Annotated in this window: 21 protein-coding genes; 9 read left to right on the top strand and 12 right to left on the bottom strand. The window is 64.8% G+C overall.

Translation table 11 applies throughout. The features are described from left to right. Positions 1 to 48 precede the first annotated feature (48 nt). Both A4H34_RS03300 and A4H34_RS10875 read left to right on the top strand, forming a co-directional pair. Positions 49 to 909, top strand: a complete 861-nt coding sequence (locus tag A4H34_RS03300; RefSeq protein WP_064231063.1) for a hypothetical protein — start codon at positions 49 to 51, stop codon at positions 907 to 909. Positions 910 to 1,265: 356 nt separating this feature from the next. Further along, positions 1,266 to 2,111 (top strand): hypothetical protein, encoded by an 846-nt coding sequence (locus tag A4H34_RS10875; protein WP_156510232.1) that lies wholly within the window; start codon positions 1,266 to 1,268, stop codon positions 2,109 to 2,111. A 144-nt stretch (positions 2,112 to 2,255) separates the two neighbouring features. Here A4H34_RS10875 and A4H34_RS10870 read toward each other — a convergent pair whose 3' ends face one another. The 4 genes from A4H34_RS10870 to A4H34_RS03270 form a co-directional block, all read right to left on the bottom strand. Next, positions 2,256 to 3,998 carry a hypothetical protein gene (locus A4H34_RS10870; RefSeq protein WP_156510231.1) on the bottom strand — a complete coding sequence of 581 codons (1,743 nt, stop codon included), beginning with the start codon at positions 3,996 to 3,998 and terminating at the stop codon, positions 2,256 to 2,258. Continuing rightward, positions 3,985 to 4,530 (bottom strand): hypothetical protein, encoded by a 546-nt coding sequence (locus tag A4H34_RS03280; protein WP_064231059.1) that lies wholly within the window; start codon positions 4,528 to 4,530, stop codon positions 3,985 to 3,987. The genes A4H34_RS10870 and A4H34_RS03280 overlap by 14 nt, the downstream gene beginning before the upstream one ends. A gap of 355 nt (positions 4,531 to 4,885) precedes the next feature. Beyond that, the gene (locus A4H34_RS03275; RefSeq protein WP_231870933.1) at positions 4,886 to 5,761 is read right to left on the bottom strand and encodes an anaerobic ribonucleoside-triphosphate reductase activating protein; all 876 of its coding nucleotides are present in this window, start codon (positions 5,759 to 5,761) and stop codon (positions 4,886 to 4,888) included. Further along, positions 5,758 to 8,118: a ribonucleoside triphosphate reductase gene (locus A4H34_RS03270; protein ID WP_082903026.1), complete on the bottom strand. Its 2,361-nt coding sequence runs from the start codon at positions 8,116 to 8,118 to the stop codon at positions 5,758 to 5,760. The genes A4H34_RS03275 and A4H34_RS03270 overlap by 4 nt, the downstream gene beginning before the upstream one ends. A 675-nt stretch (positions 8,119 to 8,793) precedes the next feature. On the opposite strand from A4H34_RS03270, the gene A4H34_RS03260 reads away from it, so the two are divergent. Next, positions 8,794 to 11,289 (top strand): DEAD/DEAH box helicase, encoded by a 2,496-nt coding sequence (locus A4H34_RS03260; protein WP_064231667.1) that lies wholly within the window; start codon positions 8,794 to 8,796, stop codon positions 11,287 to 11,289. A 191-nt stretch (positions 11,290 to 11,480) separates the two neighbouring features. On the opposite strand, the gene A4H34_RS11460 is transcribed toward A4H34_RS03260, so the two are convergent. The 7 genes from A4H34_RS11460 to A4H34_RS03225 all read right to left on the bottom strand — a co-directional run bounded on the left by A4H34_RS11460 (position 11,481) and on the right by A4H34_RS03225 (position 17,541). Continuing rightward, positions 11,481 to 12,038, bottom strand: coding sequence for an Rv3654c family TadE-like protein (locus A4H34_RS11460; RefSeq protein ID WP_064231057.1), 558 nt, complete (start codon positions 12,036 to 12,038; stop codon positions 11,481 to 11,483). After that, positions 12,035 to 12,508, bottom strand: a complete 474-nt coding sequence (locus A4H34_RS03250; RefSeq protein ID WP_050758750.1) for a TadE family type IV pilus minor pilin — start codon at positions 12,506 to 12,508, stop codon at positions 12,035 to 12,037. The genes A4H34_RS11460 and A4H34_RS03250 overlap by 4 nt, the downstream gene beginning before the upstream one ends. Positions 12,509 to 12,683: 175 nt before the next feature. After that, positions 12,684 to 12,878 (bottom strand): DUF4244 domain-containing protein, encoded by a 195-nt coding sequence (locus A4H34_RS03245; protein WP_064231056.1) that lies wholly within the window; start codon positions 12,876 to 12,878, stop codon positions 12,684 to 12,686. A 1,153-nt stretch (positions 12,879 to 14,031) separates the two neighbouring features. Beyond that, positions 14,032 to 14,577 carry a type II secretion system F family protein gene (locus tag A4H34_RS03240; RefSeq protein ID WP_009197770.1) on the bottom strand — a complete coding sequence of 182 codons (546 nt, stop codon included), beginning with the start codon at positions 14,575 to 14,577 and terminating at the stop codon, positions 14,032 to 14,034. Between the two features lie 2 nt (positions 14,578 to 14,579). Next, positions 14,580 to 15,140 carry a type II secretion system F family protein gene (locus A4H34_RS11350; RefSeq protein ID WP_009197771.1) on the bottom strand — a complete coding sequence of 187 codons (561 nt, stop codon included), beginning with the start codon at positions 15,138 to 15,140 and terminating at the stop codon, positions 14,580 to 14,582. After that, on the bottom strand, positions 15,137 to 16,570 hold the full coding sequence (locus A4H34_RS03230) for a TadA family conjugal transfer-associated ATPase (protein WP_064231055.1): 1,434 nt from the start codon (positions 16,568 to 16,570) through the stop codon (positions 15,137 to 15,139). The genes A4H34_RS11350 and A4H34_RS03230 overlap by 4 nt, the downstream gene beginning before the upstream one ends. Next, the gene (locus A4H34_RS03225; protein WP_064231054.1) at positions 16,567 to 17,541 is read right to left on the bottom strand and encodes a hypothetical protein; all 975 of its coding nucleotides are present in this window, start codon (positions 17,539 to 17,541) and stop codon (positions 16,567 to 16,569) included. Before A4H34_RS03225 ends, A4H34_RS03230 begins: the two co-directional genes overlap by 4 nt. Before the next feature lie 377 nt (positions 17,542 to 17,918). Here A4H34_RS03225 and A4H34_RS03220 point away from each other — a divergent pair, with 377 nt between their 5' ends. The 5 genes from A4H34_RS03220 to A4H34_RS03200 all read left to right on the top strand — a co-directional run bounded on the left by A4H34_RS03220 (position 17,919) and on the right by A4H34_RS03200 (position 23,393). Further along, positions 17,919 to 18,431, top strand: a complete 513-nt coding sequence (locus A4H34_RS03220) for a hypothetical protein (RefSeq protein WP_064231053.1) — start codon at positions 17,919 to 17,921, stop codon at positions 18,429 to 18,431. A 472-nt stretch (positions 18,432 to 18,903) separates the two neighbouring features. Further along, entirely contained in the window at positions 18,904 to 19,164 is a 261-nt protein-coding gene (locus A4H34_RS11200) for a hypothetical protein (protein ID WP_197480402.1), read from the top strand. Between the two features lie 690 nt (positions 19,165 to 19,854). Next, entirely contained in the window at positions 19,855 to 20,220 is a 366-nt protein-coding gene (locus A4H34_RS03210) for a hypothetical protein (protein ID WP_009197779.1), read from the top strand. A gap of 245 nt (positions 20,221 to 20,465) precedes the next feature. Then, a complete protein-coding gene (locus A4H34_RS03205; RefSeq protein WP_064231051.1) occupies positions 20,466 to 22,469 on the top strand; it encodes a hypothetical protein in 2,004 nt (667 codons plus the stop codon). 9 nt (positions 22,470 to 22,478) lie between these two features. Further along, positions 22,479 to 23,393 (top strand): alpha/beta fold hydrolase, encoded by a 915-nt coding sequence (locus A4H34_RS03200; RefSeq protein WP_064231050.1) that lies wholly within the window; start codon positions 22,479 to 22,481, stop codon positions 23,391 to 23,393. Between the two features lie 32 nt (positions 23,394 to 23,425). On the opposite strand, the gene nth is transcribed toward A4H34_RS03200, so the two are convergent. Next, on the bottom strand, positions 23,426 to 24,112 hold the full coding sequence (nth, locus tag A4H34_RS03195) for an endonuclease III (protein WP_064231049.1): 687 nt from the start codon (positions 24,110 to 24,112) through the stop codon (positions 23,426 to 23,428). Positions 24,113 to 24,226: 114 nt separating this feature from the next. Here nth and A4H34_RS03190 point away from each other — a divergent pair, with 114 nt between their 5' ends. Beyond that, entirely contained in the window at positions 24,227 to 24,904 is a 678-nt protein-coding gene (locus tag A4H34_RS03190) for a Crp/Fnr family transcriptional regulator (RefSeq protein WP_009197784.1), read from the top strand. Positions 24,905 to 25,001 lie beyond the last annotated feature (97 nt).

Below are 25,001 nucleotides of genomic sequence, written 5' to 3'. Positions count from 1 at the left end.
CGGTAGAGCGCGGAATTGCCGTGTTGGTTGTTGGGTAGGAGGCTCGGCATGGTTGTCAGACAGTTACCCGGTTGGAGTTTGTCGGTGCGTGCGGACATGGGGCGACCACGGCGTGGCGCCTCAGACGCCAAAAAGAGGCTGTGCCTGCGCGGCGCAGTTGTGGCGTTGGGCGTGTGCCTGGCGTGTTTGACCGGGTGCCGGATCGACGCAAAGGTCGAATTCAAAGCCGACGGGGGCCAATACACCGAGATCGTATTCGAAGACACCACGGACTCAATGCGAACCCTCAAAGGTAACTGTGAAGAGCTGAGGGAGTACTTTGGCACCACTGCCAGATACGCTGCTGCAGCGAAGATGGAAGATATCACCGCGCCGGGTGGTCATCTTCGGTGCAAGGCGACCTCGAACATTCTCCATGACGAAGTGACGGTCAAAGACAACGGGGACACGTTGTCGATCTCCATGAAGTCCTCGCCTCCGGACGGTGCCGATCTCGATGGGCTGACAATGACGACGACGATCACCATGCCAGGCAAAGTCATTAAAAGCAGCATCGGCAAAGTTCACGGCAACAAAGTAGTAATCGACGGTTATGACTACCCCATCACCGGCTTCACCATCACCTCCCGCAAAAACGACTCAGCTAGCCCAGCCACCGAGCCGAGCGCCCGCCAATCAACGACAAGCACAGCCACGTCGACCGGCACACAGGGCTCACACGGTGATTCGTCCCTGTGGGTGTGGACCGGCGTCGGCTGCACAACGCTGGCCGCACTGACCCTCGGAGGACTCACATTCTTCCGAACCGCACGCAAAAAGAAACAACACAGCACTGCACAAGCCACAAACAGCTCGAGGCCGGAGACCGTCTCAGCAGGACCGTCCGGCGGCCCCAACTGGTCAAGGTGACAATACAACCGACGCCGACGGCCACCCATCTGTCCTCTTTTAGCCGATTTGCAGAGGCACCGCGCGGGAAACGCGCTTAGCCCCATACGCGAAATCACCGCCAGCCCCGCCCCGAGGCAGCAAGGGGCGATGGCAACACGTCGTCCGCCCGATAGCAGCTCAACGAGCTCGGTCGCGATTGTGGCCGGCTTTAGGCCGGAGGATTCATATAGGGGTGCGTCTCCAGATTATCGGCCGACTCACAGCGCGGCAGGCATGGTCGCCCTTCGGTGTCGGCGTCCGGGCCGAATGCGCTAGGCTGTATACGAACCTGAAACTTATGCATCGGTGTACCGACTGGTCAAGAAGGGGCGGGAATGACCGACAACCAATTTTGCATCGGCCGCGCCACGAGAAATGACGATGTGTCCAGCGCGTGCAGGCAAGGGGCGAGGAAGGCCTCGGGCCATCGTTCCTGCGGGGAAAAATCGGAGGAAATGCGCCTTCACCGTAAAGTCGCCGTGCGTTTCGCGACGGCTCTCGCTGCCTCCATGGCCCTGCTGTTGGGCGGGTGTCGCACGGACTCGACGTTTGAGTTCAAAGCCGACGGGAGCGTCAGGACGGAGATCATCGTTGAGGACGAAACCGGTTCTATGCGGGAGCTCAAAGGAAACTGCGATGAGCTAAGAACTGTTGCATCCGCGACCCGTAAGTTTCTGGCGGAGGGGAAAACAGAAGATATCACGCCTCCCAATGGGAATTTGACATGCAGAATCACGTCTAAAGTAACGCCTGACAATGTTAAGTTTGAGGAAAGAAGCAATTCATACACAATTACACTTCCCGCTTCAAATGTAAGAAAACCAGATTTGGATACAGTAACTGCTAGAACAACAATAATTATGCCTGGGAAAATAATAAAAGCAAATGTAGGGTCAGTCTCTGGAAATAAAGTCAAAATAAACGGAATTGATTACATAGCAGATGGTTTTACCATTACTTCCCGCAAGGGCAGTTCGGCCAGCCCGGCTGCCGACACTCCGACAACGACTGCTGCATCTTCGGGACGTCGGGTCGCGCGAGATGATTCATCGCTGTGGGTGTGGACCAGCGTCGGCTGCGCAGCGCTGGCAGCACTGACCCTCGGAGGACTAGCAGCCCTTCGAACCGCACGCAAAAGGAAACAACACAGCGCTGTACAAGCCAAAAACAACCTGTATTAGAGTTTTCGACCCGAGGAGATGCCTGTGGACGTAAACCGCCCGGCAGCTTCAGCCAGGATACAGGACCGATAGGGACATCGAAACCGCAGAAAGGAAAAAGCCGGGCGGGGACATGCAAGTCGTGTCCCCGCCCGGCTTTCGAGTTTACCGGCTGCTGTTGTCGGTTGGGTGCGGGCCTGCCGGTAGGAAGGTGATGCGCCTGTCGGGTTCGTAGGCCGAGATGTTCTTATCCTCGCGGAGGCCGGAGCCGGAAGAAGCCTTCTTTTTGTCCGACCTGCGGGCGTGTTTGCCTGTCAGGCCGGAAAGGGCTTGACGGGAAGCCACGCGCTGGTTTGACGAGTCCGCTCCTCGAGACGGGCTGGCTGCCCGAGCGCCGAGAGAGCGCCCGGCGGACGTGCTCCGCGCGTCCCGGTTCTGTCCCACTCGGGTGGCTGAGGCTCCGCCTGCGGTGCGGGTCTTGGATCCGGAACTGCTCGCAGTTCTTTCTGAGGGTTGGCTTGTGGTCCGACTCACTGTCTGACTTCCGGCGGTGTTCCTGGAGGCCGAGACGGTTGAGCCTGTCAGGTTGTAGGAGCCTGTCCCGTTGGTTCTTGAGACGGCGGGATCGTTCGTCCGGGCTCTAGAGGCGGTGGTCGCCCCACGCACAATCCCGCTGCGTGAAGCAGACGATCTTGTCGAGGCGGCAGTTGCTCTGGGAGCTGTGGTCGCCCCGCGCAGGATGCCCGATGAACGACCCGAGGCCGAGGCTGCGGCCGGGCGGGCAATGCCTGAGGCTCCGCCCCGAGACGAGGACGGGCTTGTCCCCGAGACGGGGGTGCGAGCGGCGGTGGTCGCTCCGCGGAGAATTCCGCTCCCGCGGGGGCTGAGTGCGGCGCGGGTGGCGGCGCCCGACTGAACAGCCGTTCTCGGCGAAACCGGTGCGGCAGGGGCCGCCTTTGCGGCGCGGATGGCTTGGAAGACCTTGTAGCCGACGGCCCCGCCGGTCATCGTCGCCGCCACAGCAAGAGGGTTATGAACGGCAGGCGAGTCCAGGCCCGACGGACGCACCGGCCCGCTGCGCAAGGCCCCGCCGTGATCGTCGACATGCTGTGGCGCGTAATGCGAGCCTTGCAAACCGATGCTTGCATCCGCACTCGGCGAGCGTTGCGGGAAAAAAGTTTCGTTGGCGTGTCCGGGCGAGCCGACCGTCTCACCAAGGCCGGTGGCCCTCCACTCGGTGGCCGAGCGCGGCAGGCCCGCATTCTGGCCCGGCCCTGAAGACACGTGCCCCTCAGCTCCGCCAGAAGCAGAACCTTGAGAAGAACGGGGGTCTCGGCCCCCTCCTCCTGTGCCGGAGGTGCTCTCGGAGGCTTGACCGTGCCCGCTGGCGGAGGATTGCTCTTCGGGTTGGAAGGGCAGGCCCTTGCCCTCGGCGGCCGCGACATGGTCCAGATTTGCCAGCTCTTTCGAAGCGTGGGCATCCAACTCCGCATGCTTCGCGTCACGCACTTCCCGAGCGTGGGCAAGCGCAACCGTGGCTACGGGATTGGACCCTGCCGTAGATTCGAGAAAATTATAGTACTCGTTAGATTCCGTGAGTTGTTTTTGGAGTTGTTTGCTGGTGTCTTGGGCGTGGCGTCCAGCGGTTGTGACGGTGGTGCGGCTTTGGGCGATGGAGTGCATCCCTTCGGCTGAACGACGCACGCGGGTGGTCAGGGAATCGAGCTCGCCCGCGGCGGCCTCCGCCGTGGCCCCGTTCATGCCGAGGTCTGCGGCAACCCGCCCGGTCAGGTCGGCCACCAGGTGGAGTTTGTCCCCGATGGTTTTCACCGCCTCGGTGGTGGCGTCGTTGGCACGCGGGTCCCACGGCTCGATGCCGAACAGGTGGTCGACATTAGGGGTGGCCATGATTCCTCCCGGCATTCGCATGGGCACGGGCCCGGTCGGCGTCGGCGCGGGCGTCCCCGGCCGTGGCGGCGCCGTTGCAATTGTCGGCGTCGCCGACCCCGTCCCCTGCGGGCAAGCCTCCATACGGATCCTTGCCCGCAGGGTCGACGAAGTTGTGGAGGGCGGCCGCGGCTTGGGCGAGCTCGGCCGGCGGGGTGTAGGAGAATCTGTCGGTCAGATCCGCCAAAACGTCCAAGTATCGTTGACGGTCGGCCTCGCTGACGGACTGGAAGGAAGCCACGGCCTGTTGGAGGTTGACGATGGTGCGCGTGTAGCGCGCCGAGGTATTGCCCAACTCGTCGCTGATCACGGCCAGAGTGCCAGTCAGCAACCGTCCGTATTGGCCGAGCTCGGCGACGTCGGACCAGGCGTCCATAGAGGCTTTCACATGGGAGTAAAATGTGGCCTTGGCTTCCTGGAAGTGCGCCCCCGCCTGACGCAGCGTCCCGAGCTGCGCACTGAATTTGTCCGTGTTAAGGTGAAAAACGGTCACCGGCTGAACCTCCTGAGGGTGCCTTACGTAGAGAAATGTTGTGATTGTTATGCGGTTGTCACTGCACCCCGACGTCCGGCTTTCGCCTCCGTCCGAATCGGTTGCGTAATAGTAGAGTACTCCCGGCCGAGCGGGTGCACAACCTTTTTCCGACACTATGTAATGTGACGGTGACCACACGTATTGCATGTCGTGGAAAGCGGCGACGACACGAGCCCCGGTCTGCGCTTCGCATGCAAGGGCAACATCTAAGCGTCGTCGCAAAGACAAGGAATTGCGACCAACCAGGGTCAAACGCACTCGCCGGCCCCACCCGGCGAGATACAGTCGGCATCGCCGGGTATGCCCCGGCCAATCAGGCCAAACGCGCCTCGAAGCTTTCGAAGCCCGCCCGGCTTGCCGCATCGACCATTTCGGCGAGGCGCTTCGCCCAGGCCCGCCGATCCCAGGCGAGCGCCTGAGCGCGGAAAGCCACGGGCGTGCCGTCGGTTCGAGCTTCCTGCAGCGCGAAGTTCCGCACCCCGCGAGCGCGCAGTTCTCCGAGCAGCTCCTCGAAGCGCTCCGTGGCGGGCGCGCCGGGGTAGACGGTCGTACGGACCTCATAGTCGAGAGGGCCGACGTCGGCGCGCTCGGCCGACGCCTCGAGAACGGCGTCCAGCGACTGCCAGGCCTTTGCCCCCGCCCCGAAACCGGTGGCCGCGGCGTAGTCATCCGGCATCGCCTTGACGTCGATGCCCACCCAGTCGGTGTGCGGCAGAATCTTCGCGAGCGCACGCGGGTAGGCCCCGGCCGTGTGCAGGCCGACGCCGAAACCCATCTCGCGCACCCGCCTCGCCGCATCGACGACCCCCGCCTGGCGCAGCGCCTCGCCGCCCGTCAGGACGACGCCGTCGAGCAGCCCGGCCCGTCGGGCCAGAAGCGCCTCCACCTGGGACCACGGCACGGCCCCGGGGACTTTCGGGTCGAGGATCGCCTCGTTCTGGCAATACGGGCAGGCCAGCGGGCAGCCCTGGAGGAAGACCACCGCGGCGAGCTTGCCGGGCCAGTCCACCGTGGAGAGGGGAACCAGCCCGGCGATCGCCAGAGAATCGGCGGAGGGCTCAGTTTTTGACGCGGCGGACGGCGCTTCGGGCCTCCGAGCGCTTTTAGGGGGCTTGTGGTTCGGGGCGTCGGCGGGGGGTGTGACGCCCCCCGCCGACGCCCCCGCAGCCGGCTTCTCTGCCACAGTCACGGCCGCGGCGCCCCGGCTCCTCCGGGCGCGCTCGCCTCGTCTGCCGCAGCGGCATTCGCCGCTCCGCCGGCGTCGATCGAGGCCCCCGCACCCACAGCGCCGCCAACGCGCTCCGCATCGGCCGCGGCGTCGGTCGAGGCTCCGACGCCAACCGTCGGGCCCACCGCGCCGATCAGGCCTTCGGCGTCGACCTTTCCGCGCACGTCGGCGCTGATCTTGGGCAGCCGCGAGGCCCTCTCGGTGAAGGGCGTGCGCTCGTTGTACTCGCCTTTCTTCCCGATGTTGAAGGAGGCCACCGGGCGGAAGTAGCCCATGACGCGCGTCCACACCTCGCATTCCTGCGGCTCGGCGTCGGGGTTTTCGGCGGCGCAGCGTTCGCAGAGCTTGTGCTCGCCGGCGAGGTAGCCGTGGACCGGGCAGATCGAGAATGTGGGGGTGATCGTGATGTACGGAAGGTGGAAGTTCGTCAGCGCCCGGCGCACGAGCTCCTTGCACGCCTGGCCGGAGCTCATCCGCTCGTTCATGTACAGGTGCAGGACCGTCCCTCCCGTGTACATCGACTGAAGATCGGCCTGCATCTGAAGCGCCTCGAAGGCGTCTTCCGTGTAGGCGACGGGCAGCTGCGAGGAATTCGTGTAGTACGGCTGGGCGTCCGTCCCCGCCTGGAGAATGCCGGGAAAGCGCTTGCGGTCTTCCTTCGCGAAGCGGTACGTGGTGCCCTCTGCCGGAGTGGCTTCGAGGTTGTACAGATTCCCCGTCGCCTCCTGGTAGGAGACGAGGCGGTCGCGGACGCGCTCGAGCACGCGCAGGGCGAAGGCGTGGCCCCACTCGTCGGCGATGTCGCAGCGGTCGCCCGTGAAGTTGCGGATCATCTCGTTCATCCCGTTGACGCCGATCGTCGAGAAGTGGTTGTTCAGGTGGCCCAGGTAGCGCAGGCTGTAGGGGTACAGGCCGGCGTCCATGAGCTCTTGGACCTTCGCCCGCTTCTTTTCGAGGGTCGAGGACGCGAGGTCCGCCAGGTGGTCCAGGCGCGCGAAAAGCCCTTCTTCGTCGCCCGCGTACACATATCCGAGCCTCGCCAGGTTGATCGTGACGACGCCGATCGAGCCGGTCAGCTCGGCCGAGCCGAAGAGGCCGTTGCCGCGGGCGAGCAGCTCGCGCAGATCCAGCTGGAGGCGGCAGCACATCGAACGGATCATGCCCGGGTCCAGCTCGGAGTTGATGAAGTTCTGGAAATACGGCAGGCCGTATTTGGCCGTCATCTCGAACATCAGCTGGGCGTTCGGCGAATCCCAGTCGAAGTCCTTCGTCATGTTGTACGTCGGGATCGGGAAGGTGAAGACACGGCCGTCGGCGTCGCCCTCGGTCATCACCTCGATGTAGGCGCGGTTGATCATGTCCATCTCGGCCTGCAACTCGCCGTACGTGAAATCGCAGACCTCCTCGCCGACGTAGGGGTGGTCCTCGGCGATGTCGGCCGGGCACGTCCAGTCGAACGTGAGGTTGGTGAACGGGCACTGACTCCCCCAGCGCGAGGGCACGTTGAGGTTGAAGATGAGCTCCTGAATGCACTGTTTAACTTGACCGTAGGTCATTTTGTCGAGCCGCACGAACGGCGCCATGTAGGTGTCGAACGAGGAGAACGCCTGGGCGCCGGCCCATTCGTTCTGCAGCGTCCCCAGGAAATTGACGACCTGCCCGCACGCCGCGGAAAGGTGCTTCGGCGGGCCCGAGGAAATCGCACCGGGAATCCCGTTGAAGCCCTCTTCGAGCAGACGGCGCAGCGACCACCCCGCGCAGTAGCCGGCCAGCATGTCGAGGTCGTGGATGTGGTAGTCGCCTTCGCGGTGGGCGAGGGCCTCCTCCTCGCTGTAGACGGTGGACAGCCAGTAGTTCGCGATGGTCTTCCCCGCCGCGTTGAGGATGAGGCCGCCCAGCGAGTACCCCTGATTCGCGTTGGCGTTGACCCTCCAGTCCGAACGCTCGAGGTACTCGTCCACGGTGGAAACCGCGTCTATTATGGGGAGCCCCGACGCCGGGCGAGAACCGTCGCGCTGGGAGGCCGGAGGCTTGGCCGAGACGTGCGAAGCCGGCGCCTGCGAAGTCAACGATTGCGAAGCCAGCGCCTGCTGAGCCGACTGCCGCGAGTCCGATCGCTGCGGGTCATGCGGGACTTGCGGGTCATTCGGGGTTTGCGAGACTGCGCCGACGTTCGCCGACGTCGTCGCCTCGCCCGGCCGGGCCGGAACTCCGCTCGGCTGGACCACCGCTTCGGGCTGCCGATCGAGGCGCCTGGGGCGCTTCGTCGCCGACGTCGTTGGGTTCTCTGCGGTCGCTTGGTTCTCGGTGATTGCCATGTTCCTCTCCTGGGTCGTGGGAGTTCCCCGAAGCGGCTGGCGCGCCCGGCCTTCGGGAAGCGCAATCGACGTTACTACCTCAATACTACATCTAGTGGGTGACACGCCGCCAGCATACAATATATTGATTATTTCAAGTGAGATGTTTGCGGGGGCCGCCCTTGAAACGGCGGCGGGGAACGGGGCGCCGAGGCAAAACTGAGCATCGGCGAGGAATGAGGGCGAGAAACGGCACGCCGCGACGCGTCCTCGAGGCGGCGAAGAAGCCGCGGGTCGAAAAGGGCGCTGCGACCGGCGACAAAGACGCAGACCGGCGAGGATGCTGCGGGCCACGCCGAAGACGCAACGAACATGGCGACGAAGACGCGGACAGGCCGAGACCGCAACGAACACGGCGGCGAAGGCGCGGACAGGCCGAGACCGCAACGAACACGGCGGCGAAGACGCGGACAGGCCGAGACCGCAACGAACACGGCGGCGAAGACGCACACCGGCCAAAACCGCAGTAAATTCGAGGTTCGACGCACATTCGTCCGGTCGACGGCGCACGGCGCACATTTATCCGGCTGATGGCGCACGTTTATCCGGTTGACGGCACACATTCGTCGGACCGATGGCGCACGTTCGTCCGACTGACGACGCACGCTCGTCTAGCCGATGATGCACACTTAAGTGGTGTCGGATCGCGTCCCTGATTTCCTTTCGCATGTTCTCGCCCATGCGACGCCGGGCCAAGTCGCCGCCGTCGTCGAAATGCCGGCGCGTGCGAGCGCCGGGGCGCCGTGGCCCGAATGGGTGGCGCCCGAAGTCAAGGATGCCCTCGCAAATCGTGGAATCCGCGAGCTGTGGTCGCACCAGGCGGAGGCGGCGGAGCTGCTGCACGGCGGCACGCACACGGTCGTCGCAACCGGGACCGGCTCGGGGAAGTCGCTTGCCGCCTGGATTCCGGCCTTGGACCTCCTGAGCCGGCGGGGGCGGGGCCGGAGCGGCCTCGCGAACATCCGCTACAGGCCGTCCGTTCTCTATCTCGCGCCGACGAAGGCCCTGGCCGCCGACCAATTGGTCGGCTTGGCTCGACTCGCGCGCGAGGTCGATCCGCGGATCGGCGTCGCGGCGGCCGACGGCGACGCCGAAGCCTCCGTCAAGCGGTGGGCCCGCGAATACGCCGACGTCGTCCTTTCGAACCCGGACTTCCTCCAGCACGCCATGCTCGCCTCCCATGAGCGTTGGGCCAGGCTGTGGCGGGGCCTGGCGATGGTGGTGATGGACGAATTCCATTCCTACCGAGGCGTTTTCGGCGCGAACGTGGCGGCGACGGTGCGCCGCCTCCTGCGCCTCGCAGGCCACTACGGGGCCTGTCCGGCCGTGGCCTTCCTCTCGGCGACCAGCGGAGACCCCGCCGAAACCGCGCGTCGTTTCCTCGGGGACTCCTTCGGTCCGGTCCAAGCCGTCGAGCGCGACGGATCGCCGCGCGGACCGAAGCGCCTGGTCCTGTGGCGGTGCCGCGAGGTCGAAGGCGAGCAGCGCGCGAAAAGAGAAGGCGTCCCGCGCGCGGAGGGCACGGGCCTCAAGCCGCGGAGCGACGCCGGAACCGGGAGACATGCCGGAGTCCAAAATCGCACTGGGACCGAGGGCAATCCCAAAACCGGGCACGACGCCGGAACCGACCTCCCAGGCGGGCCGCGACGCGCTGCGAACACCGAGGCAGGCGAACTCACGGGCGTGCTTGCCGCGGCGGGCGCGCAAACACTCACATTCGTCCGTTCGCGCGCCGGAGCCGAGCGGGTCGCGGAGATCGCCCGCGACTGGTCGGCGGCGCACGCCTCGGGCTTCGACCCCGAGATCGCGGCATACCGCGGCGGCTACCTTCCCGAAGACAGAAGGGCCCTCGAAGGCTCTCTCAGGTCGGGGCAGCTGCGCGCGCTGGCGACGACGAACGCCCTCGAACTCGGGATCGACGTCTCGGGGCTGGACGCCGTCGTCGTCACGGGGTGGCCGGGCACGCACGCCTCTTTCGCCCAGCAGATCGGACGAGCGGGTCGCGCGGGCAAACCCGGCGTCGCAGTGTTCATCGGGCGGGACGACCCGCTGGACCAGTACCTCCTCTCGCATCCCGAGGCGTTCACACAGTCGCCGGCGGAGACGAACGTCTTTGACCCGGCCAATCCGCACGTCCTCCTCCCCCACGTTTGCGCCGCCGCGGCCGAGCTCCCCCTCACGGAGGCCGACGCCGAGGTCTTCGGGCTTGACAGCACGGCCCTCTTCGACGACCTCGCGTCCGACGGCCTGCTGCGAAGGCGCCCAAACGGCTGGTTTTGGAACGCTTCGCTAGGGGCAAACGCCCACGACATGGTCAGCCTCCGCGGCGAGGGCGGCACGGTGTCCATCGTCGATGGCGAATCCGGCGTCCTGCTCGGAACAGTGGATTCGGCTCGTGCGGACGCAACCGTCTTTCCCGGCGCGGTCTATCTTCACCAAGGCGTGCCTTACATGGTCGAGAGCCTCGACGAAGACTCCGCCGTCGTCCATCGCCATCGCGACGAGGAAATCCGAACCTATGCGGCACAATCGACGTCGGTGCGCATCGTGGACGTCGAAGAGCTTGCGCATGCGGATTTCGGAGTCTGGGCCCGCGGAGAGGTTCTCGTGACGTCTCAGGTGACCGGTTACGACGTCCGAAGAAGCGAGGACGGCCTCTACCTGGGCCGCGTCCCGCTCGACATGCCGGTCCGAGAGCTGCGCACCTCGGGAACGTGGTGGACCCTCGACGCGAAAGCACTGGAACGAGCGGGCGTGCCGGCGTCCGACCTTCCGGGCGCTCTCCACGCGGCAGAGCACACCTCGATCGGCATCCTCCCCCTGCTAGCGACCTGCGACCGTTGGGATCTGGGCGGCCTATCGACCGTTTGGCACGCAGACACGCAAGCGACGACCGTCATCGTCCACGACGCCGTCCCCGGCGGTTCAGGCTGCTCCCTTCACGGCTTCGAACACGGACGAATCTGGATGGAGGCCACGCTCGCCGCTTTGGAAAGCTGCCCGTGCACGGGAGGGTGCCCGCGCTGCGTTCAGTCCCCGAAATGCGGCAACAACAACGAACCCCTTTCGAAGGGCGGAGCGACGAAGCTCCTGCGCATCGTGGCCGACGGGTTGCGCCGCGCACAGGCCTGATCGGCGGGCTTCACGAAGCCCCCAAATCGGCACGCTTCACGGAATCCCCAATCGGCGCGCTTTACGGAGCTTTGATCGGCACGCCTCCCTGAACCCTTGGCTGCGGAGGCGGCCGCGGAGCCTTGCCGCCCACAGCCCGGCCGCCCCGACGTCTTCGTCCGCCTCGACGTCTTCGTCCGCCTCGCCCACCGTCACCTCGTTTCGCCGGCCGAGTAGGCAGGCCCGGCCCACGCCTCGGCCACATACGTCACCCCCATGTAAGTCAGATTCTTGGACACCTTCACCTTCGCGAGTGCGCCGTCGACGTCGCAGGCCACAAGCGAGGCGCCGTACGTGCGTTCGACGTATGCCGACGACGGGCACCCGCCGAGCCCCGCGGCGCTTCTCTGCGCGGAGGCCAAGGCCACCATGTCGGCGGCATTTTGGGCTTTGGCGATGCTCGCGCACGTCGAAGCGACCATCAGCAGCACAACCGTGAAAGTACAGATCACGAAAAGGAAGCCGACCGTCAGAACGGTGCCCGCGCCGCGTTCAGACTCGCGCTCGGCTTCCCGACGCGATTCGTTCAGCCCGCGAAGGTTTGGATGCAGATAAAGGCGCCGACGGCGATGTCGTCGGCGAAAACGCCGATCCGGCTGCCACGAGCACCGGCACAGCCGAGAGGACCGTCTCCTCTGCTCGACGCCTCGCCCCTGCCTGATCTCCCGCCCTTTCTTCCTGCCGCCAGGCGGATCTGTCGAGGCGTTCACGGCGCTTCGCCGCCCGTCCCGACGTCGCCGCCCGCCTTGGCGCCGCTCCCCGTTCCCGCGTCGCGTCCCGCCTCGGCCTCACCGCCGACCCCAGGCTCGACCGCTGCCGTGACGGACGCGTGAACGTCGATGCCCAGCCTTCCGCTGAACCCCTTTCGCGGCGCGTGCACCACGGCCTCGACGGTGTCGGCGCCGCTGACGACGCTCACCGACGCACCGGGAAGAGAACGCTCGACGGCGGCCTTGATCGCGCCGTTCCCTTCTCCCAGCGCGGCCATGCGAGCCGCCATTCGCGCCGCGTCATTGGCTTCGAGATATGCGACGGCGATATGCCCAAGCGCAAGGGCAAAGGCCGTGACAAGCGCCAGAACGAGAGAGCCGATGGCGACTTCCCCCGTCACCATTCCCGATTCCGAATGCCCGCCGGGGCGATTCGCGGGAGGTCTTTTTCCAGCCGTTGAGTATTTCATAGATTTCCAACCTTTCCGCGGCTTTTCGGCTTAATCATCGCTTTACCAACCTCCCGCCGCTTTGGGTTTCCTTGTGGACTCTTGAACAGGGCGTTTCATGGCAATTTGCATCGCCCGAATTTTAGGACGGCCGCGATGTGATCGGGCAGAGTGCGCGCTCCGCCCGATCGTCGCATCACATTCCCGGAACGGAGAAGATCTTGCTCAGCAGGGCCTTCATCCCGTTGCGGAACCAGTCCTGATTGACAAGCCACCACAGAACGCCTGCGACGCCCGTCGCGGTCACCGTTCCTATCGCGTACTCGGCCGTGGCCATTCCCGCCTCGCCTGACGTCTTGTCGATGTCGACGAAGCTTTTGCTCGTTGTCATTGTCGTCTCCTGTCTATCGGCAACGCGTTTCGTCGCCGATGACTGACTCTTTCAAAACACAGCATTCGATTGACGAAGGATTCCCGAGGCTGTGAACCTCCACGACATCGTTTCGCCCTGTGGACCGACCGCGATTACTTAACGTGACCGATTGACTGCTTGACACGACCGATCGGCTACCTGACACGACCGATTCCTCGGGAAACCCTCTAGACGATCTTGGCGCGCGGCCGCCTTCTTTTCACGCGGACCGATTCGTCACGCAAACCAACCGTTTCGGGCACCCGCCTCCCCCCGCAAACGAGGTAGGCCGACGCAGCCGAGAAGCCACGCCATGCATTCGGCGTTGCTCAATAAACCCGTGTGGTCGGCCGGCACAGCCGGGGCCGAAGCCGAACCCGGAACGGCTTCTTCCCGTGAGCGAGGTCAGCCGGCGTCGACGCCAACACGAGCGAGTCCGGTCGCACGCGCTCACGAAGCAAAGACGACGTCGAAATTGCACGCCAATTTCTAAATACATAGAATAGTCAGCTTAAACAGAGACCAAGGCAACATTTAAGATATAACACAATGAAAATATATAAACACAAATTATTATCATGAAAATGATATACATGCATTACCAGTTCCAAAATTGTCCTTATGGCGAAAGAAGGGACTTTTCGCGCCAACGCACCCTTCGCCGCAGTCCTTTTCTTGTTCCTAGGAACTTTCCATCCCCTGTGTCCCGCGGGCGGAAGAGGGAGAGGCCACCTTCCAGTTGTCCACGGTCGCTTCCATCCCCTGTGCCCCACGGACGGAAGACCAGACACGTCCCCGCGGGCGCCACGCGACCGCGGGGACGCGACGCGCCAACTGCACTCAGATCCACGAGTTCAGGCCCAGGCGTCGTCTTTGCTCAAATCCACACCGGCCGGGCCTAGATCTCCACCGGCCGGGCCTAGATCTCCACCAATCGGGCAAGATCTGCATCGACCGGGTCCCCTCGACGCAGGCCCAGCCCAGATCCGCATGTCTCCTCGTCTCGACCCGCAAACCGGCCGCATCAGCCGGTCCCGTCGAAGCCGCCCGGACCCCTCGACGTTGCCCGGGCCATTCGATCCCGTTCCGGCTCTTCGAGGCCGCGCAACCACCTCAGACCGGCGTCGCACGATCACCTCAGGATCGCCACGCCCGCCGAAACGACGATGGGAACGACGCCGAGCAGAATAAAGGCGGGGAGAAAACACAGACCCAGCGGAAGAACAAGCTTGGCGCCCAGCCGCGCCGCTGATTCCCGCGCGCGCCGCACGCGCCCGGCTCTCAGACTCGCAGCCGTTCTTTCCAGCAGCGGGACCGCAGCCGCGCCGTCAACCCACGAGGGCTCGAGCGCGTTGCGCAATGGATCAAAACGACTCGGCGCGCTCTGCCACGCCTCCTCCCACGTCCCGCCCATCGTCAAAGACTTCGCCACGCACTCAAGGCCGGGCGGTTCCTCTTCCTCGGCCAATGCCGAATCAAGGGCGACTAGGAGCGCGGGCACCGAGCACCCGGCACTTATTGCCGCCACCGCCAGGTCTGCGACCATGGCCTGGTCCACCGGTGGGAGAGACGCCCGCGCACCCAGCGCGTCGCCACCCCGAGCGTCGGAGGCGAAGAACTCCGAGGACCACGCTGCCGCGACGACGAAAAGGACCGCGGAGAGCCCGAAAAACCACATCGCTACCCCTCCCTTTCCGCGCGTCGAACGAGGCGACGCACCCAGAAAATGCCTAAGGCCTCAAAGGCAAGCCCGAGGGCCAACAGCGTCCGCCCCAGGCCGGCGGACAAAAGAAAGTCGAGCGTGTCCGTTCCCATCAGCGACCCCAGAAACAGCCCGAGGAGCGGAAGCCAGGCCAACATGCGCGCGCTCGCCTTGGGACCGGCGAGTGCGGCGCGGCGCGCTGCGGCCGATTCGGCGGCATCCGTGATTCCGGCGGCGCACGCATCCAGGACGTCGGCCGCGGGGGCGCCGGTTGCCCGAGTCAGCCTGCATACGGCAACCGCCGGGGGAACGCCCAGCCGCACGTCGTCGGCGGACTTCCGCCCTCGCGAGGCCCACATCCGCCGCAAAGCTGCAGGCACGCCGACGTCGTCAACCGCGTCTCCGTCTTCGAATCCCGCCCTGGCACACGTCTGCCCCCAGGCTTTCTCAGTCGACGCTCCGGCTCTCATGCGGGTTGCGGTCTCCGCGACGAGCATCCCGACGTCGACGTGCCCCAGCCGCCTTTTCTGCTTCTTCACATCGGACTCCCTTCGTATCGTTTTCGTGCGCCCATGTCGTTTCGTCCGACGCCGCTTCGCCAGTGGACGCCGCTTCGCACGCCCGTCCGTGTCCGCCCGTCCACTCCTCCGGCGGCGTCCGCCCCGATGGAGGCGGCCGATCCAATTCCAACGTCAGTCCCTGTGCCGGCGCCCACCCCGACGTCGACTTCCGCTCCAATGCGGGCGTCCGACGCGGCGCAGGCCTCCGCCCCGGTTCGCGCATTCATTCCCACTCGCGCGGCCAGCCTCGGCCAGGCAGGGCCTTGAGCAACCGCCTTTCCGTCGAATTCCAACGCAACGGAGGCGGTCAGCTCGCCGCGGCGCCTTTCCAAAACGGCGACCTGCGTGAGTACGCGAACCCCGTCGCGGCGCTCAATGTGGACGACGGCGTCCAGCGCGCTTGCGGCCTGGGCCGCGACCACGTCCTCGCTCATCCCCGCCAGGGCGCCAAGCGCCGTGAGCCGCGCGGGAACGTCTGCGGCAGAGTTGGCGTGAATCGTCGCCCATCCGCCCTCGTGTCCGGTGTTGAGCGCCGTCAGAACCTCCCGCACCTCTGCGCCCCGGCACTCGCCGAGAACGATTCTGTCCGGCCGCATCCGCATCGCGGCCCGGACCAGTTCGCTCAAGGCCACCTCGCCTGCCCCCTGCACATTCGCCCTTCGCACTTGCAAATGAACGACATGGGGATGCGAGGGCCGTAATTCCGCGGATTCTTCGATCACGAGGATTCGCTCGTCGCTCGGGACCTCTCCCAGGACCGCGGCGAGCAAGGTCGTTTTCCCAGATCCCGTGGCGCCCGAGACGATGACGTTCGCCCGATGCGCGACGAGGGCCAGCAGCAACCGAAGGGCGAAGCGGTCGAACATCCCGCCCTCTGCGAGCTCTGCCAAAGTAAAGGAGACGGGCCTGTGCGCCCGCATGGAGATAAGGGTCCCCTCGGCGGCGAGCGGCGGCAGCACGGCATGGAGCCTCAACCCGTCGGGAAACGTTCCGTCCACGATCGGAGACGAATCGTCGAGCCTCTGGCCGCAGGCGGCCGCGAGCCGCACCGCGAGCGCTCGCACCGACGAATCGTCGCTCAGACCGCGGCTGGCGCGTTCGTCGCGTTCCATCCCGTTTCCGCGATCGACCCACACGCCGCGTCCGCCGTTGACGAGGACGTCGGTGACCGACCGATCGCTCAGCAGCGGGTCGAGCAGGGGCCCCGCCCCGGCGATCGCCTGGCGAAGCCGCCGTCCGAGCCCCACGACGTCGCGCGCGGAGACGGCGGCGGGGTCAAGCATGGCGATCGCTCCGCCGTCGCTGCCGCCCCTCGCCAGGCTGGCCCGCACCCGCCGCATCGCCTCGGCCTCGGTTCCTTCGCCCTCGGAGGCCCTTCCTCGGCCGGCGCGCTCGAAGGCCGACGTCATTGCGGACCTCCGCACGCCCGCGCGAGGACCGCAAGATCGCGGGCGGTCGCGGACCTCTTTCGCTCGCCGACGCCCACGCCGTGTTCGACGTCACCGGCCAGACCGGAAAGGAGCCGGACGGGGTACACGGAATCGATGCCGAGGTCCCTCTCCCAAACGGCCGCCTCGCCGCCTCTGACGCCGAGGGCTGCCACCAGAATCCCCACGCCCACGGGCACATTCGCCACAGCCCGCGCGAGTTGCCGCGCCGGACCGCTCCCGCCGCGCGCCACGAGCACGACGACGTCGAGCCATCCGAGCAGCCGGTGGGCGGCGCTCCCTTCGATCAAAGCCTCTCCGGGCAAGTCGATGACGCACAGGTCGCGCACCTGCGACAAGGCCGCCACCGCGGCCTCCCCCGCCTCGCCCGAAGGCATCGCGCCCCGATCGTCGGCGCTGAGCACCGCAAGCCCCCGCTCGGAAGGAAGCGAGTTGAGCAGCCTCCCCGGGACGAGCACGCCCGAATCCGACCGCAGATCAGCCCATCTGACGCCGGCCTGCCCGTCGAGGGCCAGCAGTCGGTCGGCCCCCGCCGAACACTGATCGGCGTCGACGAGGGCCACCCGGAACCTGCCTTCCAATGTGCGCGCAAGCCACGCGGCGACGGTTGAAGCGCCGGCGCCGCCGTGAACTCCGACGACGCCGACGATCTGCCCGCGCCTGGTCGTCCCCGCCGCGAGAAGCAACTCGAGGAGGTCCTCAGCCTCATCGGGCAGGGTGAGCTCGAGCGACCCCCAAGCGAAGTACGGGGCGTACGCCGGATGAAAACACGCGCGGACCTTCACCGCCGACGCCCTCACCTCGCTCAGATTGAGGACGGCCGCGTCGCCCGTGCCGCCGTCCGCCACATGCTCGACGTCGATGCCTCCCAACGCGGCGATTCGATCGACTTCCGATCTGACCGCGGCGCTGGAGCTGGACAATGCGACCACGGGAAGGCTCCCGTCGGGCGACGCCCGTCTTCGCGAGCCTCCGCCGCGAACGCCCGAGTGCGTTCCCAGGGCCTGTCGCCGTCCGTCCGCACCCTCTGTTTTCTGCTTAACGCGGGTGCGTGCCTTATCTGCATTTTTAGTAATCATAAACGGCATTAAACTCTGTTGGCTTTCGCTTGGCGTCCGGCCGAATGCCAATTGTGGATTGGGGATACGCAAAAAAATTTGTGGACCATGTGGCGAAAACTCGACGCCTGCACGCCGTTGAACATGTATTCTTTGGGGGCAGTCTCCTTATAGACTCCTTTCACGAACGACCCTTTCGCACGAGCCTCTCGCACGACCCGCATGCGGCCCACGCGAACTTCGGAGGAAAAATGCGCGCAACTAAATTCATAGCCTTCGCCGTCGTCCCTTTCTTGCCCTTCGCCCTTTCCGCGTGCAGCCTCGACGCGAAATCGACGTCGACAGGGGCTTCGGGAGCGAACGAGAGACTCCAGCGAAAGCCTCCGCGTGGGCGCGTGGAGGCGGGAACGACGAAGATTCTGAAGGAGTCGGGGAGCTTCGAGTCCCTCGACCTTTCCGACAATCAGTACCGAAAGATGGGAGAGTGCATGACGGGACGGCTCTACGATCAGGCGACCGCCTTCACGCTCAACGGCCTTGCCAGCGGCAAACAAGACTTTCAAATCGCGGTGAAGGACCGACAGATTCTGGAGAAGGCCGCGACCGAATGCGCAGGCCAAGCGTCCGCCCAGATCGCGGACCCGAACAAGAACGCCGATCCAGACAAGAGCACAAGCCCGAACAAGGGCACCGATCCAGACAAGAGCACAAACCCGTCATCGACCGACGGCCCGAATCAAGACTCCAACTCCTCTCGGCAATGAATGCTCCCTTTAACAACGATGAACGCTCCAAAGAGAGCAGAACGGCAGGACACACACAGCAACAGGCAAATTAACAACAGGGTAAACACAGCGACAAGTCAGGCCAATGCAGAGAGTGGAGGTCACACAGGGTACCCTTGTAGGCTGATGGGAGCGGTTGCAAGGCAGCAGCCGCTCTCGAACTTAACCATACGGAGGTATTATGCGCCTAAAGAAATTGTCCGTCTTTCTGTCGATTCCCGCATTGGCCCTTTCGCTGGCTTCCTGCGGGAGTGACTCGAAGGGAGAGTCGAAAGAAACGTCGGGCGGAGGCAAGACAGCCACCGCTTCCACAAATCGGCCTTCAGCAGACCCGTCCTCCGCGACCGGTTCGAGTTCGGCATCGCAGTCGGACGACAGCTCGTCTGCCGACTCAAACTCGGGCAACGAAGGGTCTGGGAACAATGCCCAGAAACCCTCCAAGGAGGCTGCCGTGGCCGGCATGTCAAAGATGGTCAAGGAGTTGCCCCAGCTCAAGAACCTCAAGGTGCCTGAGCAGGTCCTCCAGAACCTGTCCACGTGCATAGTGGACAAGATCTACGACAAGGCAACGCCCGTGACCCTCAACGGCCTCGCAACAGGCAGGACCACCGCGCCCCTTTCGCGCTCCGACAGTGCCCTTATTAAAAGCTCCACGCTGCAGTGCGTCAACCAGCTCAAGCAGCAGATGGGGGGCGGCGCCGGCAATCAGTGACCGAGCGGCGAGGCTGTGGCCGTTCTCAAACTCAGTCAGTTCCGCTCACGCCCATTCTCAGCCGCGCTCAAACGAACCGGAGGCGTTCGGGCGGAGTACGACGTCGCAGCCCCGCCCGTTTTCTAAGTGCCCTGCCCAAGTGCCCCAGTCCACGCCGACAGGCGACGTGCAATGCCTTCAAACGACGCCAAATTACCTTGTATCCAGCTTGTCCCAGCACGAGCATGCTCCCACAGAGTCATTTCCCCCAAGCCCAAGGTTTTCGTCACGCAATGCACTGCTTCGGCGTGAAACTGCAACAATTTGCAGTCAACAAGCGGGAGTCGCATCAGCGGGGAGCCGTCCCCTCGATTCGCTTACATGGCTCACACCCGTGTAATGTAACTTGAACGGTAGAGCGGTTCATGCCGTCAAACGTCTGCCGTCCACAAGAAGGGAGTGCTATGCCGAGAACAAACTTGGCCGCCTTTTCGACCTGCTCGCTTGCCTCGCCCTTGCGAGTTCCAGTCGGCGATTCGGCACTTCTCAGAAAAGTGGAGAATTTAACGCTTCCATATCCATGCGGGACGCATCGTTCACGCCGATGGCCAGTTAGACGCAGATGGACGGTTTAAAACCGGTCGATTCGGTAGCTTCCTGGAAATAAAGCTATCCTTTCGCAGCGCAGTCTCATCAACAGTAAGGAACACAATGCTACGCAAGAAAATCGCAGCTTTCGTCGCGATACCCACACTCGCTTTTTCCCTCGCAGCTTGCGGAAACGACGGAAAGCCTTCGAAAGAAGACGTCAGCAAGGGCCTGACGAAGATTCTTTCCTCCCAGCCCATCATGCGCAAAGCGCCGTCGAACGTCGTCGAGAAGTTGTCCTCCTGCACCGCGGACAAGATTTACGACAAGATGAGCGAGGAAAACCTGAAGGCCATCGCCGACGGCAAAGAAAAGACAATGGTCAGGCAAGGCAAGGAGAAGCAGTTCCAGAAGGACAAGGAAGCTCTCAGCAGCGCGGCGAGGGAGTGCGCGACGAAGTTCCGCAAGGAACTTATGCAGGGGAAATGATCCCTCACGCTCTGAAGTGAGCACCGGCATGTGGGCGGCCCAAAGGCCGCCCACATGCTGCATTTCGCCCTATGCCGCGTTCCCCACGTTGCATTGCGACGCGGAATCTGTCCCCCTCTCAAAGAGTTGAAGTCCGCTGGCTTGGAAAGAAGCCGCTCTTCAACGGCCGAGGCCCGCCTCGCCAGACTTCGAGCTTCCCTTCCGATCGGCCACGCCTGTCGTACGCTTTTCGAAGAGGAGGAACCATGACGATCCCCACGGACCCCTACAACTCGCCTCAGCGCAGACCGTTCGACGAGGGCCACATTCTCAAGCCTCTCTATGAAGAGAAGCCAAAAGCGGCGGATTTCGGGCATTCGTCGACAAGAGAGCCCGACGCGCAAGAACCCGACGCAGAGGGACGAGCCGACGCGAGCGAGGGGGCGGGCGCGAATGAACGACCCGAGGCAAGCGAAGAGTCCAACGAGAAAAGGGGATCCGACGGCAACGCGGCATCCGGGAACCGCGGCCCGGCGCCGTCGGGCATCGTGTTCACCCGAGCGACGCAGGTGCCGTCCGAACCCAACCTAGACGACACTCGCCCTCGCACCCTTGCCACGCCCCTTTTCCGCGCCGCCCCGGAGACGCCTTCGGCTTGGAACGCTGACTCCGCGTCGACCGCTTCTCCGGCGACGACGTCGATTCCTCACTCGACGGCGGCCTCGCCTACACCGGCGGCTTCCTCTGCCGCGGCCTATCCGCCCGCAAGCTCTCCCGAACCGCCTCAGGCGGCGTCGCCTTACCGTGCCTCGACCGAGGGAACCGTCCCCAGCCCAAGCGTCACGCCCGCCGAAAGCGCCGCACCCAGCCAAAGCGCCACGGCGCCCACTCCTCCCATGCCGTCGGGGGGCCTCCTGTCCACCGCGCCGACGCCGTCGATCACGCCTGAGGACCCGGAGGAAACGGCCCCGGCCGCCTTCGGGCATTCGGCGTCGCGGGACCCTTCGAGCTTTTCCGGAAGAAGCGAACCCGGCGAATCTCCCGCCGCGATACGTGAGTCCTTGGCCGCCGCCGCGGGCCTCGGTTCCTTTTCGAGCCCCCGCGCAGCCGACCAGCCGCCTGGGTCCGCGGACTCTCCGGCGGCCTCTCGCCCCTCGCCAGCGAGGCGCTCACGCTCCCAAACGTCGGCTTATTCGCAAGCTCCCGGGCATTCCGCCGCGGGCCGACGCTCGCCCGCGCATTCGCTTTCCGTTCAGTCTGCCGTCGTCTCGGCAGCCTCGCCGTCGGACAACAGGCATCCCATCCGCACAAGCCTCAGGCGCGCCCTCGCCGACGTCGACGCAGACGGGGTTCCCGCGACCGGCGGCGTCTCCAGCATCTTCAGCGACGACGTCGCCACGACGACGTTCGAAACGTCTCGGGACATCGGCGGCACATATGAAAGCGCGACGTCGTTCGCGGACCCCTCGGCCTTTGGCGAGGGCGCGACGTTCAGAACGGACTCGGCCTTCGACACGGAAGCCGCCGGCGGCGCCCTCGCATCGGAGGCTTTCCCCGACCCATCCCCCTCCCCCGCCTCAGAAGAGTCAGATGAGACCGACTCCAGGCAAGCCTCGTCGGCGCCCTCGCGTCGCCGCGCCGCACACGCCGAATCTCAACGGGCGGCCCTCGACAACAGCCCGGAATCGGACGTTCCCGCCGCACCGAAGAAGCGAGCGCCCGCGCACGTCGGAGTGCTTTTTGCCACGATCCTGCTCGTTCCCCCGGCCTGGTACGTGCTATCCGACGCGCACGCGCGTCTCGTCGCCGCCTACAAGGGCTCGTCGGTCGATTTCGCGGGCGCCGGCGAACTCGTCGGAGGGCTGGCAATCCTCGCCCTCATCTGGTTCCTCGCCCGGGCGTCGTCTTTGGGAGCGACCTTCACCGGCTGGATCGTCGCGATTTTCGGGGCGCTAGGGGTGGCTTTGCCGCGCTGGACCGAACGATCGATTCTCGACCCAATCTCCCAGCGGCTCGCGGGGAACGGCTTCACCCGCAACGTCGCCAATCTGCTGGCGTACGACATGCTGACCGGCCTGATATTCGTTTTCGGAGGGGTGCTCATTCTCACCGGCGCGGTTTCACATTGGGCCCGCCGCCGCGGACACAAGTATGGTGTACTCATTGCGCGCCGCACGCTCGCACTCGAATCGCTACAGGAGTATGAGAACGTGTACGTACCCACATCGCGGGCTCGGCGTGCGGAGTCAACAGACACAAACGACACTTAGGACGAGGCGATGAGCGCTCCTGCAGACAACTCGGCGGTCTTTCTGCCCGGCCCTTGGCAGCACCGGCTCATCAACGCCAACGGATGCCAATTCCACATCGCCTACATGGGCGAGCACCGCAACGATCGCCCGCTCGTTCTCCTCGTCCACGGATTCCCGGAATACTGGTGGACGTGGCGCCACCAGATCGAAGCCGTCGCTCTCGCCGGCTATGAGGTGGCGGCCATCGATCAGCGGGGCATAGGCGGGTCAGACAAAACTCCGGACTCAGCGGACGGCATGCTTCTCACCCAGGACCTCGCGGCCATCGTCCGCAGCCTCGGAACGTCAAGGGCCGTCGTCATAGGCCAGGGTCGCGGAGGCTTCCTCGCATGGTCGGTCGCGGCCCTCGAGCCCGACGTCGTCGAAGGCATCATGACCGTCTCAGCGCCACATCCGCGCACCCTCCAAAGGCTCGGCACGCACCTGACGCTCAAGACCTGGCGCCAGGTGCTCAAAACGCTCATCCCGCATTACGCGGCGAAGCGCCTGACAGACGAGGAAGTCCTCAAAAGGCTCCTGACAGACTGGTCGGCGCCGGGGAACGCCGGCGCCTCCGGGGAGGCCGCCAACTACACCGCGGCGCTCCGGCTGCCCGAGGCCGCGTCGATCTCGCTCGAACAACTTCGCTGGTCTTACCTTTCGACGTCGAAGATCAACGGACGCGAACACATGGCCCTCACCCGCCGCTTCGTGAACGCGACCGTGTGGGCGGTGCGCGGCGAACGCGACCCGCTCCTGCCTGCGCGGGCCTGGCGAAAGGACCTCGAGTTCGCCAGGGGCAACTATCGCTTCATTGAGGTTCCCGACGCCGGGCACTTCGTCCAAGAAGAGCAGCCCAGCCGCGTCACCGACCTCGTCTTGGAGTTTCTGGCCCAGATCTGAGGCTCAAGCCCGCCCGACAATAAATCTGAGGCTCAAGCCCGCCCGGAAAGAAGCGGGTAGGAGGGGCAGACGTCCGCCAGTGCGCACGCCCCGCACGCGGGCTTTCGCGCGCGGCATACTTGACGCCCGTGAAATATAATCCGGTGGCATGCCTGCGTCCACTCGCTTTCGGGAATGAGGCGCGCGATGTCCGCCTCGACCTTGACGGGATCCTCGCTTCTGGTCCACGCCCAGCGCCGCGCGAGGCGGCCGACGTGGGTGTCGACGGTGATTCCGGGCACGCCAAAGGCGTTTCCGAGGACGACGTTCGCCGTCTTCCTCCCGACGCCGGGAAGCTTGACGAGCTCTTCCAGGGTCCGCGGCACCTCTCCGCCGTGGTTCGCGCACAGAGAGGCGGCAAGGCCAATGCAGGAGGCCGCCTTGGCCCTGTAGAAACCGAGGGGATGGAGAATGTCTTCGAGCTCGAGGCGGTCCGCGCCGGCGAGGGCCTCCGGCCCGGGATAGGCTTCGAAAAGACGCGGGGTGACGGTGTTGACTCGCGCGTCCGTGGTCTGCGCCGAGAGAACGGTGGCCACCAACAGCTCGAAGGGGTTCGAGTAATCCAACGCACACGCGGCGTCGGGATAGAGCGCCGTCAGGCGGCGGTTTATCTCAAAAGCTGCGTCCCTGCGCGCCGAAAGGGACCGTGGACGCTGTGGCAAAGAGGCACGTGAAGGCATGCCTCAAGCGTAACTCGCTCGGAAAACTCGAAATATGATCGACTGTGAGGTAAATTGCAATGTTAGAGTTTAGTGTGATCCACTACAAAGGATTGAACGACGGAAAGGGAACAGATGGACATTAGCGTTCTCAAGGCGGTTCCGCTCTTCAAGGACATCGACGCGGAGGACCTTGAGGCTCTCAGCCAGCTGATGAGCGAAACGTCTCTCAAACGAGGCGATTCGCTTTTCCGCGAAGGTGACGAGGGCGACCGCCTGTACATAGTCACCGACGGCAAAGTCAAGCTCAGCCACTCGTCCGACGACGGCCGCGAGAATCTCATCGCCGTTCTCGGCCCGGGTGAGATCATCGGCGAACTCTCGCTGTTCGACCTCGGCGCCCGTTCCTCGACGGTCACCGCGATCGCGCCCACCCGCCTGATCTCTTTGGCCCATAAAGACATGATGAACTTCATCAACCAGCATCCCGACATGGCCATAACCATGCTTCGAGAGCTGGCCCGTCGTTTGCGCAACACGAACGAGCAGATGGCCGATCTGGTCTTTTCCGACGTCCCCGGCCGCGTTGCCAAGGCACTGATCGATCTGGCCAATCGCTTCGGAGAGCGGACCCCCGAAGGCATCTACGTTGCCCACGACCTCACCCAGGAAGAGCTTGCCCACCTCGTGGGCGCTTCCCGCGAAACGGTCAACAAGTCGCTTGCCGACTTCGTTTCGCGCGGCTGGATCCGACTCGAGGGAAGAGCGGTGCTCCTCATTGAGATCGGACGCCTCCAGCGTCGCGCTCACTGACGGCCCGCCCGGCGGTTGGAAGTTTCGCCACTTCCGGCCGCCGGCGCCTTGCAACGTACGCACGGTTGAAGCTTTCACACGACCCTCGCGACGCTTG

It is taken from the genome of Peptidiphaga gingivicola, assembly GCF_001652275.1.
GTDB classification, from domain to species: Bacteria; Actinomycetota; Actinomycetes; order Actinomycetales; family Actinomycetaceae; genus Peptidiphaga; species Peptidiphaga gingivicola.
Note: the sequence above shows the minus strand (reverse complement) of the source record. Positions and strands in the feature narration are given on the sequence as shown.

Coding starts and splice junctions, on each gene's coding strand:
- A4H34_RS03300 (WP_064231063.1), top strand. CDS start 49: ATGGTTGTCAGACAGTTACCCGGTTGGAGTTTGTCGGTGCGTGCGGAC.
- A4H34_RS10875 (WP_156510232.1), top strand. CDS start 1,266: ATGACCGACAACCAATTTTGCATCGGCCGCGCCACGAGAAATGACGAT.
- A4H34_RS10870 (WP_156510231.1), bottom strand. CDS start 3,998: ATGGCCACCCCTAATGTCGACCACCTGTTCGGCATCGAGCCGTGGGAC.
- A4H34_RS03270 (WP_082903026.1), bottom strand. CDS start 8,118: ATGGCAATCACCGAGAACCAAGCGACCGCAGAGAACCCAACGACGTCG.
- A4H34_RS03250 (WP_050758750.1), bottom strand. CDS start 12,508: ATGAAATACTCAACGGCTGGAAAAAGACCTCCCGCGAATCGCCCCGGC.
- A4H34_RS03245 (WP_064231056.1), bottom strand. CDS start 12,878: ATGACAACGAGCAAAAGCTTCGTCGACATCGACAAGACGTCAGGCGAG.
- A4H34_RS03240 (WP_009197770.1), bottom strand. CDS start 14,577: ATGTGGTTTTTCGGGCTCTCCGCGGTCCTTTTCGTCGTCGCGGCAGCG.
- A4H34_RS03230 (WP_064231055.1), bottom strand. CDS start 16,570: ATGACGTCGGCCTTCGAGCGCGCCGGCCGAGGAAGGGCCTCCGAGGGC.
- A4H34_RS03220 (WP_064231053.1), top strand. CDS start 17,919: ATGCGCGCAACTAAATTCATAGCCTTCGCCGTCGTCCCTTTCTTGCCC.
- A4H34_RS03210 (WP_009197779.1), top strand. CDS start 19,855: ATGCTACGCAAGAAAATCGCAGCTTTCGTCGCGATACCCACACTCGCT.
- A4H34_RS03205 (WP_064231051.1), top strand. CDS start 20,466: ATGACGATCCCCACGGACCCCTACAACTCGCCTCAGCGCAGACCGTTC.
- A4H34_RS03200 (WP_064231050.1), top strand. CDS start 22,479: ATGAGCGCTCCTGCAGACAACTCGGCGGTCTTTCTGCCCGGCCCTTGG.
- nth (WP_064231049.1), bottom strand. CDS start 24,112: ATGCCTTCACGTGCCTCTTTGCCACAGCGTCCACGGTCCCTTTCGGCG.
- A4H34_RS03190 (WP_009197784.1), top strand. CDS start 24,227: ATGGACATTAGCGTTCTCAAGGCGGTTCCGCTCTTCAAGGACATCGAC.